The sequence below is a fragment of the Malikia spinosa genome (assembly GCF_002980625.1).
Lineage (GTDB): Bacteria > Pseudomonadota > Gammaproteobacteria > Burkholderiales > Burkholderiaceae_C > Malikia > Malikia spinosa.
The window spans coordinates 81009-101238 of record NZ_PVLR01000024.1 but is presented as its reverse complement, the minus strand read 5'-3'; the positions used below and the strand labels follow the sequence as shown (position 1 = coordinate 101238).

21 protein-coding genes and 1 tRNA gene are annotated in these 20230 nt (G+C 65.5%); 13 read left to right on the top strand and 9 right to left on the bottom strand.

Annotation, left to right across the window (positions count from 1 at the left end; all coding sequences use genetic code 11):
* The first annotated feature begins 191 nt into the window (after positions 1-191).
* From C6P61_RS09560 to C6P61_RS09545, 4 genes are all read left to right on the top strand, one after another.
* Positions 192-265: transfer RNA gene (locus C6P61_RS09560), tRNA-Gly, on the top strand.
* Positions 266-382: 117 nt separating this feature from the next.
* Positions 383-1252 (top strand): DHH family phosphoesterase, encoded by an 870-nt coding sequence (locus C6P61_RS09555; protein ID WP_105729697.1) that lies wholly within the window; start codon positions 383-385, stop codon positions 1250-1252.
* A gap of 116 nt (positions 1253-1368) precedes the next feature.
* Positions 1369-2268, top strand: a complete 900-nt coding sequence (locus C6P61_RS09550) for a dienelactone hydrolase family protein (protein WP_105729696.1) — start codon at positions 1369-1371, stop codon at positions 2266-2268.
* An 89-nt stretch (positions 2269-2357) separates the two neighbouring features.
* Positions 2358-2771 (top strand): hypothetical protein, encoded by a 414-nt coding sequence (locus C6P61_RS09545; RefSeq protein WP_146115014.1) that lies wholly within the window; start codon positions 2358-2360, stop codon positions 2769-2771.
* 31 nt (positions 2772-2802) lie between these two features.
* On the opposite strand, the gene C6P61_RS09540 is transcribed toward C6P61_RS09545, so the two are convergent.
* Positions 2803-5070 (bottom strand): FAD-dependent oxidoreductase, encoded by a 2268-nt coding sequence (locus C6P61_RS09540; RefSeq protein WP_244908857.1) that lies wholly within the window; start codon positions 5068-5070, stop codon positions 2803-2805.
* A 153-nt stretch (positions 5071-5223) separates the two neighbouring features.
* Here C6P61_RS09540 and C6P61_RS09535 point away from each other — a divergent pair, with 153 nt between their 5' ends.
* A complete protein-coding gene (locus tag C6P61_RS09535) occupies positions 5224-6588 on the top strand; it encodes an esterase-like activity of phytase family protein (RefSeq protein WP_105729693.1) in 1365 nt (454 codons plus the stop codon).
* Between the two features lie 68 nt (positions 6589-6656).
* On the opposite strand, the gene C6P61_RS09530 is transcribed toward C6P61_RS09535, so the two are convergent.
* Entirely contained in the window at positions 6657-7955 is a 1299-nt protein-coding gene (locus tag C6P61_RS09530) for a magnesium and cobalt transport protein CorA (RefSeq protein WP_105729692.1), read from the bottom strand.
* Positions 7956-8113: 158 nt separating this feature from the next.
* On the opposite strand from C6P61_RS09530, the gene C6P61_RS09525 reads away from it, so the two are divergent.
* The 4 genes from C6P61_RS09525 to C6P61_RS09510 all read left to right on the top strand — a co-directional run bounded on the left by C6P61_RS09525 (position 8114) and on the right by C6P61_RS09510 (position 9944).
* A complete protein-coding gene (locus C6P61_RS09525) occupies positions 8114-8521 on the top strand; it encodes a RidA family protein (RefSeq protein ID WP_105729691.1) in 408 nt (135 codons plus the stop codon).
* 132 nt (positions 8522-8653) lie between these two features.
* Entirely contained in the window at positions 8654-9364 is a 711-nt protein-coding gene (locus C6P61_RS09520; RefSeq protein WP_105729690.1) for an AzlC family ABC transporter permease, read from the top strand.
* A complete protein-coding gene (locus C6P61_RS09515; RefSeq protein ID WP_244908855.1) occupies positions 9351-9686 on the top strand; it encodes a branched-chain amino acid transporter permease in 336 nt (111 codons plus the stop codon). Before C6P61_RS09520 ends, C6P61_RS09515 begins: the two co-directional genes overlap by 14 nt.
* Positions 9687-9707: 21 nt before the next feature.
* Positions 9708-9944, top strand: a complete 237-nt coding sequence (locus tag C6P61_RS09510; protein WP_105729689.1) for a 4Fe-4S dicluster domain-containing protein — start codon at positions 9708-9710, stop codon at positions 9942-9944.
* Positions 9945-10012: 68 nt separating this feature from the next.
* On the opposite strand, the gene C6P61_RS09505 is transcribed toward C6P61_RS09510, so the two are convergent.
* Positions 10013-10252, bottom strand: a complete 240-nt coding sequence (locus tag C6P61_RS09505; protein WP_105729688.1) for a hypothetical protein — start codon at positions 10250-10252, stop codon at positions 10013-10015.
* 567 nt (positions 10253-10819) lie between these two features.
* Between C6P61_RS09505 and trxA the strand changes: the two genes are divergently transcribed.
* The 4 genes from trxA (at position 10820) to C6P61_RS09485 (ending at position 14707) form a co-directional block, all read left to right on the top strand.
* On the top strand, positions 10820-11152 hold the full coding sequence (trxA, locus tag C6P61_RS09500) for a thioredoxin TrxA (protein ID WP_105729687.1): 333 nt from the start codon (positions 10820-10822) through the stop codon (positions 11150-11152).
* A gap of 163 nt (positions 11153-11315) precedes the next feature.
* Positions 11316-12578: a transcription termination factor Rho gene (gene rho, locus C6P61_RS09495; protein ID WP_105729686.1), complete on the top strand. Its 1263-nt coding sequence runs from the start codon at positions 11316-11318 to the stop codon at positions 12576-12578.
* 88 nt (positions 12579-12666) lie between these two features.
* Positions 12667-12924: a type B 50S ribosomal protein L31 gene (locus C6P61_RS09490; protein WP_105729685.1), complete on the top strand. Its 258-nt coding sequence runs from the start codon at positions 12667-12669 to the stop codon at positions 12922-12924.
* A 67-nt stretch (positions 12925-12991) separates the two neighbouring features.
* Positions 12992-14707 carry a hypothetical protein gene (locus C6P61_RS09485; RefSeq protein WP_244908854.1) on the top strand — a complete coding sequence of 572 codons (1716 nt, stop codon included), beginning with the start codon at positions 12992-12994 and terminating at the stop codon, positions 14705-14707.
* On the opposite strand, the gene phoR is transcribed toward C6P61_RS09485, so the two are convergent.
* From phoR to pstC, 6 genes are all read right to left on the bottom strand, one after another.
* Positions 14708-16051, bottom strand: coding sequence for a phosphate regulon sensor histidine kinase PhoR (gene phoR, locus C6P61_RS09480; RefSeq protein WP_105729684.1), 1344 nt, complete (start codon positions 16049-16051; stop codon positions 14708-14710). It abuts the gene before it with no gap.
* Positions 16048-16776 carry a phosphate regulon transcriptional regulator PhoB gene (gene phoB / locus C6P61_RS09475; RefSeq protein ID WP_105729683.1) on the bottom strand — a complete coding sequence of 243 codons (729 nt, stop codon included), beginning with the start codon at positions 16774-16776 and terminating at the stop codon, positions 16048-16050. The genes phoR and phoB overlap by 4 nt, the downstream gene beginning before the upstream one ends.
* On the bottom strand, positions 16773-17474 hold the full coding sequence (gene phoU / locus C6P61_RS09470; protein WP_105729682.1) for a phosphate signaling complex protein PhoU: 702 nt from the start codon (positions 17472-17474) through the stop codon (positions 16773-16775). The genes phoB and phoU overlap by 4 nt, the downstream gene beginning before the upstream one ends.
* Positions 17475-17476: 2 nt before the next feature.
* Positions 17477-18253: a phosphate ABC transporter ATP-binding protein PstB gene (pstB, locus tag C6P61_RS09465; protein ID WP_105729681.1), complete on the bottom strand. Its 777-nt coding sequence runs from the start codon at positions 18251-18253 to the stop codon at positions 17477-17479.
* A 61-nt stretch (positions 18254-18314) separates the two neighbouring features.
* The gene (gene pstA / locus C6P61_RS09460; RefSeq protein ID WP_105729680.1) at positions 18315-19169 is read right to left on the bottom strand and encodes a phosphate ABC transporter permease PstA; all 855 of its coding nucleotides are present in this window, start codon (positions 19167-19169) and stop codon (positions 18315-18317) included.
* A 34-nt stretch (positions 19170-19203) separates the two neighbouring features.
* Entirely contained in the window at positions 19204-20202 is a 999-nt protein-coding gene (pstC, locus tag C6P61_RS09455; protein ID WP_105729679.1) for a phosphate ABC transporter permease subunit PstC, read from the bottom strand.
* Between the last annotated feature and the right edge of the window lie 28 nt (positions 20203-20230).

The window sequence follows — 20230 nt, the reverse complement described above, 5'->3', positions numbered from 1 at the left end:
CTGCGCGGCGCAAGCGCAGGGCCGGTGGAAGGCGGTGTAGAAAAGCTACACCAAAGCTACACCGGGACAGCAAGTGTATTTGGTTTTGGTTGGGCTTCCTTGGGGTACAATTTCAATCAAGCACTTGAGAAATCGTCAGGATTTCAAGGGCTTACAGCCTAATCTACTGAAAAATCAGCAGGTTACAGAATGCGGGTGTAGTTCAATGGCAGAACGGCAGCTTCCCAAGCTTCATACGAGGGTTCGATTCCCTTCACCCGCTCCAATCTAGCCTCTCACACTGTCGCAAGACATCGCATAACCCGCTGATTCCACTCGGAAAGCGGGTTTTTTGTTATCTTGCGTCACCGCATCGCGGCACCCGACCCACTGAATACCCCCCATGAGCACCACCCCCTCGCGCCCCATCCTGGTCATTTACCACGGCGACTGCCCGGACGGCTTCGGCGCCGCCTATGCCGCCTGGCTCGCGCTCGGCGACCAGGCCGACTACCTGTCCTGCAAGCATGGCGACCCGGCACCCGATGTCAGCGGACGCCAGGTCTACATCCTCGACTTCTCGTTTGCCCCCGCGGTGCTCGAACAGATGCGCACGCAGGCCGACTCGATCACGCTGCTGGACCACCACAAGACGGCGCAGGACCAGCTGAGCTGCCTGAGCTGCGGGCCGAAGTTCTCGCTGCTGTTCGACCTGCAGAAGTCGGGCGCGCGGCTGGCCTGGGAGCATTTCCACCCAGGCCAGGCCGTGCCGTATCTGATCGCGCGCATCGAGGACCGCGACCTCTGGAACTGGAAGTTCGACGACAGCCGCGAGCTGCTGGCGGTGCTCGACACGCGCGGCTTCGACTTCCAGGCCTGGCATGCGCTGCGGCTGCAGGCCGATGATCCGGCGGCGCGCCAGGCCCTGATCGAACAGGGCAGCGCGCTGCGCCGCCAGTACGAAGGCCTGGTTGCCAGCGTGGCCAAGGGGGCGTTCGAGCTCACGCTGCTCGGGCACCAGACGCTGGCGGTCAACGCGGTCAGCGAATTCACCAGCGAACTCGGCAACATCCTGGCCCTGCGCACCGGCAGCTTTGCCGTGGTGTTCAAGATCGACAGCCCCGAGTTCGTCAAGGTCAGCCTGCGCTCGCTGCGCAGCTTCGATGTGTCGCCGATCGCGCTGCGCTTTGGCGGTGGCGGTCATCCCCAGGCCAGCGCCTTCCGGCTGCCGATGAGCCGGTTTGCCGACTTCCTGGCCGGAACGCTCGCGTAAGCGCACGCCGGCAGCGGCATCAGCTCCAAGCCACGCGACAACAAATCCCCAGTCGTGACAGGGCACGCGCCAGCAGGCATGCTGGCGGAACCTTGACCCTTCAGCCAGGAGCCCGCATGCCGCATACCGTCCCTCGTCCGACCGCCGCCGATTTCGATCAGGAACTGCTGATCCTGTTCGATGCCTATGTGCATGGCGACATCGACCGCCGTGGCTTCCTCGAGCGCGCGCGCCGTTTCGCGGTCGGCGGCCTGACGGCGGCCGGCCTGCTCGCGGCGCTGAGTCCGGACTTCGCCCGCGCCCAGGTCGCGCCCGACGCGCCCGGCCTGCGCATCGAGCGGATTGCCATCGATTCGCCGCAAGGCTACGGCAGCCTGCCGGGCTATCTGTGCCGACCGGCAAAAGCCAGCGGGCCGCTGCCGGCCGTGCTGGTGGTGCACGAGAACCGCGGGCTCAATCCGCATATCAAGGATGTGACGCGCCGGCTGGCGCTCGAAGGCTATCTGGCGCTGGCGCCCGACGCGCTGGGGCCGCTGGGCGGCTATCCCGGCGACGAGGACAAGGCGCGCGCCCTGTTCGGTCAGCTCGACCAGAACAAGACCCAGCAGGACATGCTGGCAGCGGCGCAGGCGCTGCTGCGCCACCCCGACTCGAACGGCCGGCTCGGCGTGGTGGGCTTTTGCTGGGGCGGTGGCATCGCGCACACGCTGGCCACGCGCCTGCCCGAACTGGCGGCCGCCGTACCCTTCTATGGCAACCACCCGCCGGCCAGCGAGGCCATCAAGGTCAAGGCGCCGCTGCTGATCCACTTCGCCGACCAGGACGAGCGCATCAACGCGGCCTGGCCAGCCTACGAGGCGGCGCTGAAAGCCGCTGGCGCGCGCTTCGAGGCGCAGCGCTACCCCGGCACCCAGCACGGCTTTCACAACGACACGACGCCGCGCTACGACGCTGGGGCAGCACGCCTGGCCTGGTCGCGCACGCTCGACTTCCTGGCGCGGCAGCTCAAGAGCTGAAGGCTGAAGCCCCGGGCTCGCGTAGTCGGCGCGGCCTGCTAAGCTGGGCGGATCGAATCCTTGTCGTTTCCGCTCGAAAGAAGATGGCCATGTCAAACCCGCCGCGCCCGGCTGACGATGCGCTGGCCCAACGGGCCCGCCGCATCAAGAACTCGCTGGCCGACCTGAACGCCCGCATCGCCCGGCTGTCGATTTTTCTGCAGCTGCCGCTCGACACCGAAGCCCAGCTGCAACAGATCGTCGAGCGGACGCATCCGCTGTTTCGGCTGCATGACGGGCAGCCAGCGGGCGCCGCGGCAGGGGGCCAGCAACGGCAGCGGCAGGCGCTGGAGGAATTGCGCGGCCTGCTGGTGCTGCGCTGCAAGGTGATGGCCAACCTGCTCTCCAACCTGGGACTGGAGCTGACCGGGCAGATCGCCAACCAGGCCGAGGACCATCTGGACCGGCTGGGCTTCAAGCCGGGTGCGGATGGCTTTCGCCTGCTACCGCGTACCGAACCCTAGGCCGGCCAAGTCCTGCCGGCCGGGGGAGGATTCAGCGCTCCGACCCGGCCACTGCCGGCGGACCGTCGAGCGCCCGGATCGCCATCCGGTAGCCGGCCTCGATCAGCCGGGTCAGGGTCTTGTCCGAGAAGTCGTAGCCCGTCGAAGCGGGCTCGCCCGGCACGCTTTCGCGCACGATGCGGGTGATCTGCAGCGGCGCCTGCTGGCCCATCAGCTGGATGAAGTTCGGCTGATGCCGGAGGCGGTGGGCTTGCGCCGGCGGCAGCTCGGCCAGCATCTCCTGCACCAGCTGCTGGAAATCATGGACCAGGGTCTCCGTCCTGAGGTCGTTGCGGATGCGCTCGGCAAACAGGATTTCCTCGCGCCTGGCCATGACTTCGGTCAGGTTGCTCGGCAGGGCCCGGGCCTTGCCCGGATAGAGGTCGACGATGTAGACCCGCTTGCCGGCCGCGCCGCAGCGTTCGATCACCTGCTCAAGCGGCGAGTTGCTGACGATGCCGCCGTCCCAGAAATGCCGGCCCCCGATCGTGGTCCACGGAAACGCCGGCGGCAGGCTGCCGCTGGCCAGGATATGGTCGGCGCTGAGGTCATCGACATAGCTGTCGAACACCACCAGCTCGCTGGTCTCGACATCCACCGCGCTGACGATCAGCCGGACCGGGCTGGACTTCAGGCGCTCGAAATCGACATATTGCTCCAGCAGCCGCCGCGCCGGCGACATGTCGTAAAGACTGGTCCAGCGCGAAGACGATGGATCGTCACTCCAGAACGGCTTGAGCCAGCCGGGCTGGAAGAACTGCGGCACCCCGAGCAAGGCCACCTGCCCGCCGGCAAGCAGGCGCCGCAGGCCCTCGTCGGCCAGCTCCGGTGACTCGGTGCCGAGCTCGCGCCAGAAGGCTTGCAGCTGCTGCGCCGCGTCGTCCGGATTGCCCGCGATGATCGCGCTGTTGATGGCGCCGATCGACACGCCGGCCACGATGTCGGGCCGGATGCCGCGCTGCTGCAAGGCCTGGATCGCGCCGCATTCGAAGGCGCCGAAGGCCCCGCCGCCCTGCAGGATGTAGACGGTCTGGTTCGGGATCTGGTCGAGCGCGAATTCGGGCTCGGACAGCCGCGGCTTGCTCGCGCGCAGATTGACGCGGTGCTTGATCAGGCCCTCCATCATCCGGGTCTCGTCAGCCGGACGCCCGAGCGAAAACAGCCCGCGCGGCACATCATCCTGCAGAAAGATCGCCGCGTAGGAGCCGGACTCGAGCGAGCCGCGGTCGATGCGCTCATGCCCGGACTCGATGCGCCCGAGCAGGTTGAAGCTCAGGTCGAACACATGGCTGTAGAAATAGCTGACCTCGCAGTAAGGCGCACGCCGCCCCAGCATGTTGCGTGCAGCATGGCGGCCTTGCTTGAAGGCATTGTCCCAATGCTCGATATGGCGCTGGCAGTTGAACACGGTGTCGAAGAAGCTGCAGACATCGCCCACCGCATAAATGCCAAGCTGACTGGTCTGCAGGAAGCGGTCGACCCGGATGCCGCCCGCATCGAGCTCGATGCCGCTGCCGTGCAGGAACTCGGTATTGGGCCTGACCCCCACCCCCAGCACCACCAGGTCGCAGTCCAGGCGCAGACCGCCGCGGGTCGTCACGCCCTCGACCGCCGCCTGGCCGTGAAACTGGAGCGGCGCATCGCCCAGCAGCACCTCGACACCTTGCCTTTGCAGCGTGGCCAGCAGATGGGACGAGAACTCCGGCAGCGCCAGGCTCTCGAGCAGCTGGCCGTGCTCGATCAGGGTGACGGCCAGCCCGCGCTGGCGCAAGGCCGCAGCCACTTCGAGCCCGACGAAGCTGCCACCGATCACGACCGCACGCCTGGCCTGCAGCGCGCTGGCACGCAAGGCCTGGGCCTCGGCCAGGTTGTGCAGCAGGTGGATGCCGGCCAGCCCGGCGCCAGGGATCTCGAGCCGCTGCGCCGACGCACCGGTGGCGAGCAGCAACTGGCCATAGGCGATCTCATCCTTCCCATTGACGCACAGCCGCTGGCGCGACGGCTGGACCGAGGTCACCGCAGCGCCGGTCCTGACTTCGATGCCGAGCTTGTCGTAGCCGGCCGCGTCCAATACCCAGTGCGCCGACTCGGCCGACTCGCTCGACAGGAAGGTCTTGGAGAGCGAAGCCCGGTGATAGGGCAGCTGCGGCTCGGCGGCCAGCAGCAGCACGCTGCCCTGGCCCCCTTCGGCGCGCAAGGTCTGGGCCGCACTGGCGGCAGCGACCCCGCCGCCGACGATCACATAGTCATAGCGCTTCATCTTCGAATGCCTCATCTGGGATACCGGGCCAGGATAGCCGACCCGCTGCATCTGGGCGCTCGGAGCATGACAGACCTACCCGCCCGCAGCGTCATCCGGGCTACATGAACGCTCGCTAAGCTGGACAGGTACTTTTCTCATCAGCTGCAGACCATGAATCTCCGCCCCCTGACCCTTGCGATCACCCTGAGCCTGGCCACCAGTGCCGCCCTGGCCCAGACCGAAGTCGGCGCCACCCTGGCCGGCCATGCCTATCTGGCGGCCGACACCACGGTGGCCGCGCCGCGCGATGCCGGCCCGCTGTTCGCCACCAGCGGCAAGTTCGCCAACGGCAAGCGCCAGCGCGTGACCGAGCTCGGCAGCGTGCCGGCCAACACCTTCGTCGGCGACCCCAAGCAACCGCGCGCCTCGGGTGGCTTGCTGCCGGTCAAGGGCCAGTCGGTGCAGGGCTTCTCGGGCATCGTCTCGCTCGGTCAGGACGAATTCCTGACCCTGACCGACAACGGCTTCGGCAACAAGATCAACTCGATGGATGCGCTGCTGATGGTGCACCATGTCAAGGCCGACTGGGCCAGCGGCAAGGTCAAGCGACTCAAGACCACCTTCCTGCACGACCCCGAGCACAAGGTGCCGTTCTTCATCCAGAACGAGAACAGCCGCCAGCGCTACCTGACCGGCTCCGACTTCGACATCGAGTCGATCCAGCGCGTCGGCAAGGAATGGTGGATCGGCGAGGAGTTCGGTCCCTATGTGCTGCGCACCGACGAGCAGGGCAAGGTGCTGGGCGTGATCGAGACCGCCGTCGGCGGCAAGACCTTCCAGGGCCCCGACCATTACCTGCATGCGCGCCCGGCCACGCCGGCACCGCTGCCCTTCAACGTGCGCCGCTCGGGCGGCTTCGAGCCGATGGCACGCTCGCAGGACGGCAGCAAGGTCTACCCGATGTTCGAGTGGCCGCTGTGGGACACCCAGACCAATGGCTACGAAAGCCACCAGGGCAAGCCCTATACCCGCATCCTCGAGCTCGACGTGGCCAGCCAGCGCTACAGCGACAAGCAGTGGAAATACCGCTTCGAGCAGGCCGGCAACGTGGCGGCCGACTTCCAGCTGATCGGTGCGAGCACCGGCCTGGTGATCGAGCGCGACGATGCCTCCGAAGGCGTGAGCCCGGCCTGCCCCGGCCAGCCGCGCACCGACTGCTTCACCCACCCGGCCCAGTTCAAGCGCATCTACAAGATCGACCTGGCGCAGACCGACGCCGACGGCTTCGTCAAGAAGATCGCCTACATCGACCTGACCCGCATCGCCAACCCCAAGGGTCTGGCGCGCCTGGGTGACAACGGCACCAGCTTCGCCCTGCCCCACCTCGGCCCCGAGGGCCTGACCCTGGTCGATGGCGAACATATTGCGGTCGTCAACGACAACAACTTCCCCTACTCCTCGGGCCGTACCCTGGGCCAGCCCGACCACAACGAGATCACGCTGCTCAACGTCAAGGCACTGATCGAGGCTCAGTAAACCCGGCTGCCCGGCGCCTGGCGCGGCCGATCCAGGTCGCCCAGGCAGCCGCCAGCCGCAGGGGCTGATTACCTGGGATTGCGCAGCCGCCGGCGCTCGAAATGCTTGAGCCCGACATAGGTGGCCAGCCCGATCAGCACCGACCCGAGCGCGAACAGGCCATAGGCCAGCGGCCAGGGCAGGCCCGAGGTCATCATCGAGAACTCCGACATGCCGCCCATGCCGGCCAGCACGTTGATCGGCATGAAGACCACGCTGAAGATGGTCAGCTGGTTGACTCGCTTGTTCTGGTTGATGTTGATGAAGCCGATCGTCGCATCCATCAGGAAGTTGATCTTGTCGAACAGGAAGGCGGTGTGGCTGTTGAGCGAGTCGATGTTGCGCAGGATCTGCTTGGCATCCTCCATCTGCGGTGCCGTCAGCAGCCGGCCGCGCATCAGGAAATTGAGCGCGCGCTGCGTGTCGAGGATGTTGGAGCGGATGCGGCCGTTCTGGTCCTCCTCCTCGGCGATGTCGGACAGGATCGAGGCCGCCTGCTCGTCGCTGACCGACTCGTTGAGCACCAGCTTGCCGACCTTGGCCAGGATGGCGTAGCTGTTCTCGAGCGAATCGGACGAGCATTCGACATCGGCGCCGTAGAGGTCGAGCAACACGTCGACCGCATCGGTCACATAGCCCGGCTGGGTTCTGGCCAGCCGGCGCTGCAGCCGGAACACCGGCAGGTCCTCCTCGCGCAGCGAGAACAAGATGCCCCGGTGCAGCACGAAGGCCACCGGCACGCTGCGCGAGTCGCCGGCGCGGTCGAGCAGGAAGTTCGAGTGCAGGTGGATCGCGTCGTTGTCCTCGATGTGAAAGCGCGCGCTGACCTCGAGATCGGTCACATCGAGCGGATCGGGCAGCTCGACGCCGAAATGGGCCCCGATGTAGGCGCGCTGCGCCTTGCTGGCATGGATCAGGTCGACCCAGACCGGGCGCACGCCCTCGAGGTCGCGCTTGCCGGTGTAGGGCATCTGGCGCAGCTTGCCGTCGACCAGCTCGAAGATGCTGATCTTGCTGCCCTCGATGTCGGGCTCGCGGCCACCGGCCAGCTCGAGCCGGCGCTCATCCGACATCTCCCACAGGATGTCGTTGATGCGCGCCTCGGGGATGCGCTGCCAGAGCTCGCAAGCCTGCTCGAGCGACAACCCGTCGAGCGTTTCCCCAAGCTCGGCTGCCGTCTGGCTCTTGATCGCGTTGGCCAGCTCGGCCTCATGCTGCTTGTGCACCAGCACCTCGGCCACCTCGTGCCGCGACATCTTCTGGCTGCGGACGACCTGGTCGACCAGTCTTTGCCTTTCCAGCATTTCCTTGAATTTTTCTATCGACATGGCTGGTGACTCATGGGAGGGCGCATGGAAGCAGCGGCGCGGAATGAAGCAGGACCACTCGTTAGTCCATGCCCGGATTATCGGTGCCCAGCCGGGGACTTCGCGCCCGCGCTAGAGTAGCAGGCGCTTGTGACAACCAACAAACCAGGAGACCCCCCATGAGTGAACGCGAAGCCATCATTCCCCCCGGCATGGAAGCCGTCTACCAGAACATCCGCTACGCGCCAGCGGTGCGCGCCGGCAACACGCTCTACATCTCGGGCCAGATCGGTCGCGACGAGCAGATGCAGCTGGTCGAGGACAAGGAAGCGCAGTTCGTGCAAACCTTCGAGAACTTGAAGAAGGTGCTGCAGACGGCCGGCGCGAGCTTCGACGACATTGTCGACGTGACGAGCTTTCACACCGACATGCGCGACCTGCCGCTCTACATGAAGGTGCGCGACCGCTATTTCACGGCCAACTTCCCGGCCTGGACCGCCATCGGCGCGGCCCAGCTCTGCGGCCAGCCGGGCTACTTCCTAGAAGTCAAGGCGATTGCGGTGCTGCCGGATCGGCACGCGAGCTGAACGAGGCCAGGCCAGGCCAGGCCCGCCAGGCTGAGCCGGACTTGCCGATCGGCCCCAGGCGCCAAGCGCCAAGCGCCAAGCGCCTGTGCGCCATCGTTGACAATAGCGGGGCCCAACCAGCCCCCCTTGCGCATGCCAGACCGTTCCAGCCACACTGCCAACAATCCGTCCCACCCGGCCCCGCCCAGCTCGGTGCTGGCATTGACCGCTCCGGTCGCCATGGGCTATATCCCGCTGGGCGCCGTGTTCGGCTTCCTGTTCGTGCAGGCTGGCGGGCACTGGGCGCTGGCCTGGCTCTCGAGCCTGCTGATCTATGCCGGGGCGGCACAATACATGATGATCCCCATGCTGGCCGCCGGCATGCCGCTGGCCGCGATCGCGCTGGCCACGCTGGTGGTCAACCTGCGCCACGTCTTCTACGGCCTGTCGCTGCTCGAGCGACTGCCGCGCGGGCGGCTGCTGCGCGCCTACCTGGCCTTCACGCTGACCGACGAAACCTATTCGATCCTGACCACGCTGCCGGCCAGCACCCCGACGCGCCAGATGGCGCTGCTGGCGCTGCTCAACCATGGCTGGTGGATGCTCGGCACGGCGCTCGGGGCGCTGATCGGCAGCCAGGCCCGCCTCACGCTGGCCGGGCTGGACTTCGTGCTCGCCGCACTGTTCGCGGTGCTGACGGTCGAGCAATGGCGCAGCCGGCGCCAGGCCACGCCGGTCTGGGTCGCGCTGGCGGCCTATGCGCTGGCCTATCCGGTCGCGCCCCAGCATGCGCTGGTGCTGGCGATCGCCCTGAGCCTGGCCGCCGGTTTCTGGCTGGCAGAAAAGTCCCATGCCGATGATTGACACCTATTACGCCATCGCCGTCATCGCCCTGATGGCGCTGATCACCTTTGCGCTGCGCGCGCTGCCCTTCGTCGCCTCGCGCTGGCTGCAAAGCCACCCGGCAGTGCGCCGGCTCGGTCGCTTCCTGCCGCTGGCCATCATGACCCTGCTGCTGCTGCACACGCTGGTGGGCTCGGCACGCGAACATGCAGCCGGACCCTGGCCCGAACTGCTCTGCGCGGGCCTGGCGGCGGCGCTGCAATGGCGCAGCCGCAACCCGCTGCTGAGCATCCTGGCCGGCACTGGCCTCTACGTGCTGCTGCGCAACCTCGGCGCGGGCTGAGCAGCGGCCACGACCCTCACGATGCCCGGCGAGCCCCCCAGGACACGCGGCCAACGGCTGCCGGTCATTGATCTGAAGCGCTGCACTGGTTGCGGCTGGTGCGTGGCCGCCTGCCCGCTCGACCTGCTGTCGCTTGAACGCACCGGCTGGAAGAAGCATTCGACGCTGAACGAGGCCGAGCGCTGCACCGGTTGCGCCTACTGCGCGATCCGCTGCCCGTTTGGCGTCATCACGATGCAGGAAGCTGGCACCGACTAGTCAACTGGCCAACTGGCCGGCTGGAGTTGCGGGCCCGGCAGCCGGTCGACCGGTCAGGCCCGCCAGGCTCAGCCCTCGACCACCAGCGTGGTTTCGAGCACATCACCGCCTGCGGGATCGAGCGTGGTCAAGGTCAGGCCGGCAGCGGCCGAGACTTCATCGTCATCCGGCCAGTCGAGATCCTCGGGTGGGCCGTCGTATTCGGCCACGAGCTTGTAGAGCTCGCCGATCACGCTCTCGTCGCCAGCGTAGCCCTGGTGCTGGAGCGTGAAATTGATGCCACTCTTGGTGATCACGATGTCGTCCATGGAGCCCTCCCCGCGGTTGATTTTGCGTAGCTGTGCTGATGGTCGGACAAGCAGGAACCGGCGTCAAGGGCGTCTCCTGCGCTGGAGCTGATCATTTCAATCAAATGTAGAGGGGCATCTTATGCACATGCCTGCAAGCAAAAACAGCATTCCGGTCCCTTGCGACACCGATCCGTCACAATCGAATGCACAACTTTCAAGACGTTGATTTAGTTGGGTTTTTTATAGTGCCTATTTTATGGGCAAACCACTTCCAGCGCCTTTTCCCAGAGGGGTGAAGCAAATGGTCCACGACTTGCCCACAATGTTATCCACAGAAATTCTGGGCAACTCCCGAAATTCGTGAAAAATCAATGACTTGGCAAAGTCTTCCAAGTCGGCACGCCAACCCTGGCCGAACGCTGCGCGCAGCAGCAAATCCGGCAGAGTCGAAAAGCCGGATCGATCAGCCACCGCAGCAAAGCCCAGCTACACTGATGACCCCAACATCGGGGTCTATAATGTTTTGAATCTGGCGCCTGATCCACAGGTGCTCATCAAGCAACCGCGAACCGATCCAGACTAGCCATGGCCAACGAGCTGATCAAACAAGTTACCGACGCAACCTTCGAAACCGAAGTCCTCAATGCCGGCTCGCCGGTGCTGGTCGATTTCTGGGCCGAGTGGTGCGGTCCCTGCAAGATGATTGCTCCGATCCTCGACGAGGTCGCCACCAACTACAACGGCAAGCTGCAAGTCGCGAAGATGAACGTCGACGACAACCGCGAAGTCCCGGCCAAGTTCGGCATCCGCGGCATCCCGACGCTGATGCTGTTCAAGGACGGCCAGCTCGCTGCCACCAAGGTCGGCGCGCTGAGCAAGGCCCAGCTGACGGCCTTCATCGACCAGCAACTGGTCTGACACAAGATCCAGCCGCTCCGGTGCAAGGCCGGGGCGGTTTCCTGTCATAATGGCCCATCACAGCGCCGGACAGGCCCTCCTCCTTTCGATGTGACGCGCCAGCTCAGCCGCGTCGACATCCACCCCCCATCACTTACACGACTCCCGCTGCGGAGTAACGTCCATGCATCTGAACGAACTCAAGGCACTGCACGTGTCTGAAGTGCTCAAGCAAGCCGAAGCCCTGGAAATCGAGAACACCGGGCGCATGCGCAAGCAGGAGCTGATGTTTGCGATCATCAAGAAGCGCGCCAAGACCGGCGAACTCGTCTTCGCTGACGGCGTGCTCGAAGTGCTGCCGGACGGCTTTGGTTTCCTGCGCGCGATGGACACCAGCTTCACTGCGTCAACCGACGACATCTACATCTCGCCGAGCCAGATCCGCCGCTTCAACCTGCACACCGGCGACATGATCGAGGGTGAGGTCCGGATTCCGAAGGACGGCGAGCGCTATTTCGCGCTCAACAAGCTCGACAAGATCAACGGCCTGCCGCCCGAGCAGAACAAGCACAAGATCATGTTCGAGAACCTCACGCCGCTGTTCCCGAAGGAACAGATGAAGCTCGAGCGCGAGATGAAGGGCGAGGAGAACGTGACCGGCCGCGTGATCGACATCATCGCGCCGATCGGCAAGGGCCAGCGCGCGCTGATCGTCGCGCCGCCCAAGAGCGGCAAGACCGTGATGATGCAGCATATCTGCCACGCGATTGCCGCCAACCACCCGGAAGTCGAGCTGATGGTGCTGCTGGTCGACGAACGCCCGGAGGAAGTCACCGAGATGCAGCGCACCGTCAAGGGTGACGTGATCGCCTCGACCTTCGACGAGCCGGCCGCGCGCCATGTGCACGTGGCCGAGATGGTGATCGAGCGCGCCAAGCGCCTGGTCGAACTGAAAAAAGACGTGGTGATCCTGCTCGACTCGATCACGCGCCTGGCCCGCGCCTACAACAACGTGCTGCCGTCCTCGGGCAAGGTGCTGACCGGCGGTGTCGACGCCAACGCGCTGCAGCGCCCCAAGCGCTTCTTCGGCGCCGCGCGCAATGTCGAGGAAGGCGGCTCGCTGACCATCATCGCCACCGCGCTGGTCGATACCGGCAGCCGCATGGACGAAGTGATCTTCGAGGAATTCAAGGGCACCGGCAACTGCGAGATCCACCTCGACCGTCGCCTGTACGAGAAGCGCGTCTTCCCCTCGATCCAGCTCAACCGCAGCGGCACCCGCCGCGAGGAACTGCTGCTGCAGCCCGAGATCCTGCAAAAGACCCGCATCCTGCGCCAGTTCATGTACAACATGGACGAGATCGAGTCGATGGAGATGGTGCTCAAGAGCATGAAGCAGACCAAGAACAACCATGAGTTCTTCGACCTCATGCGCCGCGGCGGTTAAGGCTATAATCCAAGGCTTTTGGCGGAAAGTTCATCTGGAATAGGCCGGATGCGGCTGCCGCCGCTGAACATATTTACTAGGAAATGCGATGAAAGAAGGCATTCACCCCAACTACCGCGACGTCTGCTTCGTGGACCTGTCCAACGGCTTCAAGTTCGTGACCCGCTCCTGCGCCAACACGAAGGAGATGATCGACATGGAAGACGGCCGCAAGCTGCCGCTGTTCAAGCTGGATACCTCGAGCGAATCGCACCCCTTCTACACCGGTACCCAGAAGTCGGTCGACAGCATGGGTGGTCGCGTGGAGAAGTTCCGCAACCGCTTCGGCCGCACCACCGCCAAGTAATTCTTGGTCGCTTGCGAGCACGGAAAAAAGCAGCCTCAGGGCTGCTTTTTTTTATACTGGAGCCACGGTGCCTGACCTGCATTCCCCTACCCCCGCGATCGTCTCCCAGCTGGCGGCGCGCCGGTTCCCGCGCTGGATCCTGCTGCTGCTCGGACTGATCTACGTGCTGCCCGGCTTGCTGGGCCGCCAGCCCTGGAGCGGGCCGGATCTGGCCTCCTTCGGCGTCATGCTCGACATGGCGCAGGGTTCGGGCGACTGGCTGCAGCCGCAGGTGCTCGGCGAGCGCGCGGCGGTCCAGGCCTGGCTGCCCTACTGGCTCGGTGCCGCCAGCATCCAGCTGCTGCCCTTTCTGCCGGCCGACCTGGCCGCCCGCCTGCCCTACGGGTTGCTGCTGGCGCTGGCACTGCATTGGACCTGGAAGGCGACCTATCACCTGGCCCGCCGGCCCAATGCACAACCGGTGGCGTTCGCCTTTGGCGGCGAAGCCAGCCCGCAGGACTATGCGCGCGCGCTGGCCGATGCGGCGCTGCTGGCGCTGATCGCCAGCCTGGGGCTGGCTCAGCTGGCGCATGAATCCACGCCCGACGCCGCGCAACTGGCCTTTGCTTCGCTGCTGCTCTACGCCTGCGCCCGCCTGGCGAGTCCGAACGCCCAATGGCGCGGACTCAGCGCGGCGGCCTGGTGGCTGGGCGCGGTCGGCCTGGCGCTCAGCGGCGCACCCTGGATCGGCCTGGTGCTGGGCATGGGCTGGCTGCTGTGGTCACTGGCCATGGTCCGATCGGGGCCCAGGGTAAGGGGCGATGTCTGGCTGCTGGTTTTCTGTGCGTCCGGTACCTTGCTGGCGGCACTGCTGGCATGGCAACTTGAATTGCCGCGCCGCTTCGAGCAGCTCAGCGACTGGGCGGCCTGGACCGACCTGGCGCACTGGCGCCGCTTTGGCCGCCTGCTGCTCTGGTTCAGCTGGCCGGCCGGCCTGCTGGCACTGCTGACCGTCTGGCGCTGGCGCCGACGCCTGGGCAACACCCACCTGCTGCTGCCGCTCTGGTTCGCCACCGTCGGCATGGTTTCCTGCTGGCTGCTCGATGCCAGCGATCGCGCGCTGCTGCTGGCGTTGCCGGCGCTGGCCTGTCTGGCCGCCTTCGCGCTGCCGACCTTGTCGCGCAGCGTGACCGCGCTGGTCGACTGGTTCGCGCTGCTGTTCTTCAGCGGCTGCGCGCTGCTGATCTGGTTCTACTGGCTGGCACTGCAGACCGGCCTGCCGGCCAAGCCGGCGGCCAACGTGCTGCGACTGCTGCCCGGCTTCAAGCCGGAACTGGACTGGACGCTGCTGCTGGCGGCCCTGCTCGGCACACTGGCCTGGATTGGCGCACTGGCCTGGCGGCTCGGCCGCTACCGGCCGGCACTCTGGAAGGGACTGGTGCTGTCGGCTGGCGGCAGCACGCTGTGCTGGCTGCTGCTGATGACGCTCTGGCTGCCGGCATTGAACTACGGCATGGGACAGGAGCCGATCTCGCGGCGCATCGCGGCCTTGACGCCCGGGTCCAGCTGCGTGCTGGTGCACGGGCTCAGTGCCTCGCAGATCACGGGTCTGCAGTACCACGGCGGCCTCGAGCTCGAGCGCGCCCGCCGGCAGCGACGCAGCAGCTGCCAACTGCTGGTGGTCGAGCCCAAGGCCCTCAATACGCTGGCGCAGACGGTCGACCTGTCGCAGTGGCGCGCCTTGCGCAAGGTACCGCGCTTGCGCGAGAACCGCGACGGGTTGCTGGTCTACCTCAGGCGCTGATCAGGCGCTGAGGGCGGCTGCGACCGGCGCGTCGAGCGAGCGAATCCGGCTCGCGGGCAGCAGGATGCGGAAGGTCGAGCCTTGTCCGACCACGCTGTCGATGCGCAGCTGGCCGCCATGGCGTTGCACCACATGCTTGACGATGGCCAGACCCAGGCCGGTGCCGCCGGTATCGCGCGAACGGCTGCGATCGACGCGGTAGAAGCGCTCGGTCAGGCGCGGGATATGCTCGGACTCGATACCGGGACCGGTGTCGCTGACCCAGTATTCGGCCCCGCCCGGTGCCAGTCGACGCCAGCCGGCTCGGATGCGGCCGCCAGCAGGGGTGTAGCGCACGGCATTGCTGAGCAGGTTCGACATCGCGCTGAGCAGCTCGGTGCGGGAACCGGCCAGCTCGAAATCCGGGCCGGCATCAGCGCAGATGTCGTGCGAACCGTCAGCGATCAGATCGGACAGCACCCGGCCGTCCTCGATCACATGGTCGAGCAGTTCATGCGCCGAGATCCACTCGGCCGTGCCGGGTGCCGGCGTGCCTTCGAGGCGCGACAGCAGCAGCAGGTCATTGACCAGCGTCATCATGCGCTGCGACTGCTGGTTCATCAGCAGCAGATAGCGTTCGCGCTCCTCGGCTGACAGGTCGTAGCTCAGCAGGGTCTCGATGAAACCGCTCAGCACGGTCAGCGGCGTGCGAATCTCGTGCGAGACATTGGCGACAAAATCGCGCCGCATCGTGTCGGCCAGCTCGAAACTGGTGATGTCGCGCGTCAGCAGCAGCTTGTTGCCAAAGCCGTAGGCATGGAGCTGGAGCGAAATCCGGCTCGGCTGGGCACCGGCCAGGGCACGCATCTGGATCTCGACCGGTTGCGAGTAATCAGCGCCGTTGAGGTAGGCGATGAAGGCCGGATCACGCACCAGATTGCGCAGGTGTTGACCGAGGTCGCGCTTGACATCGAAGCCCAGATGATCAGCCCCCGCCTGGTTGCACAGGATGATGCGCTCGGCGCTGTCGAGCACCAGCAAGCCGTTGGGCGAGGCCTCGAAGGCCGCGATCAGCTGCTGCAGCCGGTCCTCAACCTTGCGTGTCTCGCGCTGGAGCAGCTTGAAGCCTTTCTGGCTGCGCTCGACCAGCTCGGTCCAGTCATCCGGCAAATTGGGCGCCGCGGCAGGGTGACCCTGGCGCAGCCAGTCACGAAAACGCCCGAGCCGGTGCTGGTCGATCATCAACCAGACCATGGCCCCGGTACCGGCGCCACCGATCAGCTGCAGCGGCTCGGCATCGAGGGCCAGCGCGGCGGAACCGCCGGCTGCCGTCAACGCCAACAGCTCGATCAGACGCCTGATCATGCCGAGGCAGCGATGCCGGCCTTGGCCAGCCTGAGCACGGCCTGGGCGCTCAGGCGATAACCGGCACCGCGCACGGTCTCGATCATCTTGCCAGCCTCGCCAAGCGACTCGCGCAGGCGCTTGACATGCACGTCGACCGTGCGCTCTTCGATGAACACATGATCACCCCAGACCCGGTCCAGCAGCGAACCGCGCGTGTGCACGCGCTCGGGATGCTTCATGAGGAAATGCAGCAACTTGAACTCGGTCGGGCCGACCTTGAGCTCGCGCCCCTGGTGGCTGACGCGGTAGGTCGCGGCATCGAGGTGCAGCTCGCCGACCTGGACCGAATCGTTGACGATTTCAGGCGCGCGGCGACGCAGGACGGCGCGGATGCGCGCGAGCAGCTCATGGGTCGAGAACGGCTTGGTGACATAGTCGTCGGCCCCGGCATCGAGTCCCTGCACCTTGTCCGACTCCTCGATCCGAGCCGTCAGCATGATGATGGGAACTGGCTTGGTGCGCTCCTGCGAGCGCCAGCGCTTGGCCAGCGCAACGCCGCTCTCGCCCGGCAGCATCCAGTCAAGCAGGACGACATCGGGCAGGACGGCATCGATCTCGCGTTGCGCAGCGGCACCGTCGAACACCACCGTGGGGGCAAAGCCGTTGTGGCGCAGGTTGACGGCGATCAGTTCAGCGATCGCCGGCTCGTCCTCCACCACCAGCACGCGCGGCATCTTCCTCATTTGATGGCAGCCTCCCGCTCCGCTTCCGTGGTGTGACGGACGTCGGCGCCCTTGGCGATGTAGATCACCGCCTCGGCGATGTTGGCAGCATGGTCGCCGATGCGCTCGATCGCGCGCGCCAGGAACAGCAGGTTGAGCCCCGAGCTGATGGTGCGCGGATCTTCCATCATGTAGGTCAGCAGCTTGCGCGTCAGGCCTTCGTGCTCGACGTCGATCGCCTCGTCGCCCTTGATCACGGCCAGAGCCGCCTTGACATCCATGCGGGCGAAGGCGTCGAGCGAGCGGTGCAGCAGGTCGGAAGCCAGGCTGCCGGCCACGCGCAGCTCGGTGGTCGGCAACGCGCGCGGCATGCCGTTGTCCAGCGTGGACTTGAGCATCTTGGCGATGGTGCAGATCTCGTCGCCGGCGCGCTCGAGGTTGATGATGATGCGGGCCGTGCCGACCAGCAGGCGCAGGTCGCGCGCGGTCGGCTGGCGCCGGCTCATGGTCGAGGTCACGTCATGGTCGATCTGCACTTCCATGCGGTTGACCTTGTCCTCGATCTCGAGCACCTGGGTGCAGGTCTCGGCGCTCAGGTGCGACAGCGCGTAGAGCACCTGCTGCAGCTGCGACTCGACCACGCCGCCCATCTCGAGCACCTGGGTCGAGATGCGGTTGAGCTCGGCGTCGAACTGACTGGAGATATGCTTTTCAACCATGATCAACCAAACCTTCCTGTGATGTAGTCTTCGGTTTCGCTGCGCTGGGGCTTGAAGAAGATCTGCTCAGTGGTGCCGTACTCGACCAGGTTGCCCAGGTACATGTAGGCGGTGAAGTCGGAGCAACGGGCAGCCTGCTGCATGTTGTGGGTCACGATCGCGATCGTGTAGTCCTTCTTGAGCTCGTGCACCAGCTCCTCGACCTTGCCGGTCGAGATCGGGTCGAGCGCCGAGGTCGGCTCGTCGAGCAGCAGCACCTTGGGCTTGACTGCCACGCTGCGCGCGATGCACAGGCGCTGCTGCTGGCCGCCGGACAGCGACAGGCCGCTTTGCTGCAGCTTGTCCTTGGCTTCGTTCCAGAGCGCGGACTTGGTCAGCGCCCATTCGACGCGGTCGTCCATGTCGGACTTGCTGAGGTTCTCGTACAGCTTGACGCCGAAGGCGATGTTGTCGTAGATCGACATCGGGAACGGCGTGGGCTTCTGGAACACCATGCCGATGCGCGCGCGCAGCAGGTTCAAGTCCTGCTTGGGGTCGAGCACGTTGTTGCCGTAGAAGTTGATCTCGCCCTCGGCCCGCTGGCCCGGATACAGGCTGTACATGCGGTTGAGTGTGCGCAGCAAGGTGGACTTGCCGCAGCCCGACGGACCGATGAAGGCGGTGACCTTGTGCTCGGCGATGTCGAGGTTGATGTTCTTGAGGCCCTGGAACTTGCCGTAGTAGAAGTTCAGGTTGCGCACCTCGATGGCGTTCTTGAGCTCGGGGGTGGTGGCGGTCATGAGAGGGGGTTCTCGCTGAAGGGGTTCAGGTGGAGGATCGGGTTCGGGCGGGCGAGACAGCTCAGCCGGCCACCTTTTCGCGGAAGAAGACGCGGGCCAGGATGTTGAGCACCAACACGGTCATGGTGATCAGCAGCGCGCCGCCCCAGGCCAGACGGACCCAGTTGTCGTAGGGACTCATGGCGAACTGGTAGATCACGACCGGCAGGTTGGCGATCGGCTTGGACATGTCCGAGCTGAAGAACTGGTTGTTCAGCGCGGTGAACAGCAGCGGTGCGGTCTCGCCGCTGATGCGGGCGATGGCCAGCAGCAAGCCGGTGATGACGCCGCTCTTGGCTGCGCGCAGGGTGATGAAGGTGGCGACCTTCCAGCGCGGTGCGCCGAGGCCGAAGGCCGCTTCACGCAACGTGGGCGGGACCAGGCGCAGCATGTTCTCGGTGGTGCGGACCATGACGGGAATCGCGATCAGCGACAGCGCGATGGTGCCGGCCCAGCCCGAGAAGTGGCCGACCTGGGCCACGAAGATGGCATAGACGAACAGGCCCAGCACGATCGAGGGCGCCGACAGCATGATGTCGGTCACGAAGCGGGTCAGCTCGGCGGTCTTGCTCTGGTCGCCGTATTCGGCCAGATAGACACCGGCGAAGACGCCGATCGGGGTTGCGATCAGGATCGTGAAGCCCACGATCAGCAGGCTGCCGTAGATGGCGTTGGCCAGACCGCCGCCCTCGGTGCCGGGAGCCGGGGTCGACTGGCTGAACATGTTCCAGTCCAGCGCGGCCAGGCCGTTGGCGAACAGCACGCTGAGAATCCAGAGCAGCACGACCAGGCCCAGCACCATGGCAGCCATGGACAGGGTCAGGCCGATCGCGTTGACCATCTTGCGACGGCGATACAGGAGGGAAGTATTTTGCATATCCATGTTTATCTCGCGGGTGAGTGGCCCTTGATCAGTTGCCCTTGGCCTTTTCGGCGCGGATCAGCATGACCTTGGCGATGGCCAGCACGAAGAAGGTGATCACGAACAGCAGGAAACCGAGACCGAACAAGGCCGACATGTGCATGTCGGCGGCTTCACCGAACTCGTTGGCCAGGGTCGAGGCGATCGAGGTACCGGGCGCAAACAGCGAGGCGCTGAGCTTGTTCGAGTTGCCGATCACGAAGGTCACGGCCATGGTCTCGCCCAGGGCGCGGCCCAGGCCCAGCATGACGCCACCGACGACGCCCTTTTGCGTGTAGGGCAGCACCACGTTGCGCACCACTTCCCAGGTCGTGCAACCCAGGCCGTAAGCCGACTCGCGCAGGATAGGGGGCACGATCTCGAACACGTCGCGCATCACCGCAGCGACGAAGGGCAGCACCATGAAGGCCAGCACCAGGCCGGCGGCCAGGATGCCGATGCCGTTCATCGCGCCACCGAAGAAGGTGCCGATCAGCGGCATCTGGCCCAGGGTGGATTGCAGCGCGGGCTGGCCGTGCTCGGCAAACAGCGGGGCGAAGATGAAGAGGCCGAACATGCCGTAGATGATGGACGGCACCGCGGCCAGCAGCTCGACTGCAGTGCCCAGCGGGCGACGCAGCCAGACCGGGCAGGTTTCGGTCAGGAACAGGGCGACACCGAAGGACAGCGGCACGGCGATCAGCAGCGCAATGGTCGCGCTGACCAGGGTGCCGACGACGGCGATGGCGGCACCGAATTCCTCGTTGACGATGTCCCATTCGACACGCCAGATGAACTCGAAACCGAATTTCTGGAAAGCTGGCCAGGCGTTGACGAACAGCGAGACGATGATGCCCAGCAATGCGACCAGCACGATCAGCGAAAAGGTCAGCGTGATCTTGTGAAAGAGAAAATCCTGGATTTGCTGGCGCTTGACGATGGAGAGCATGCGCTGCTCGTCACGTCCGGCGGCTGCCTCGGGTAGGCTCATGGTAGCTCCCACGCTCATGGTGTGTGATGTGTTGAGTTGAAGAAAC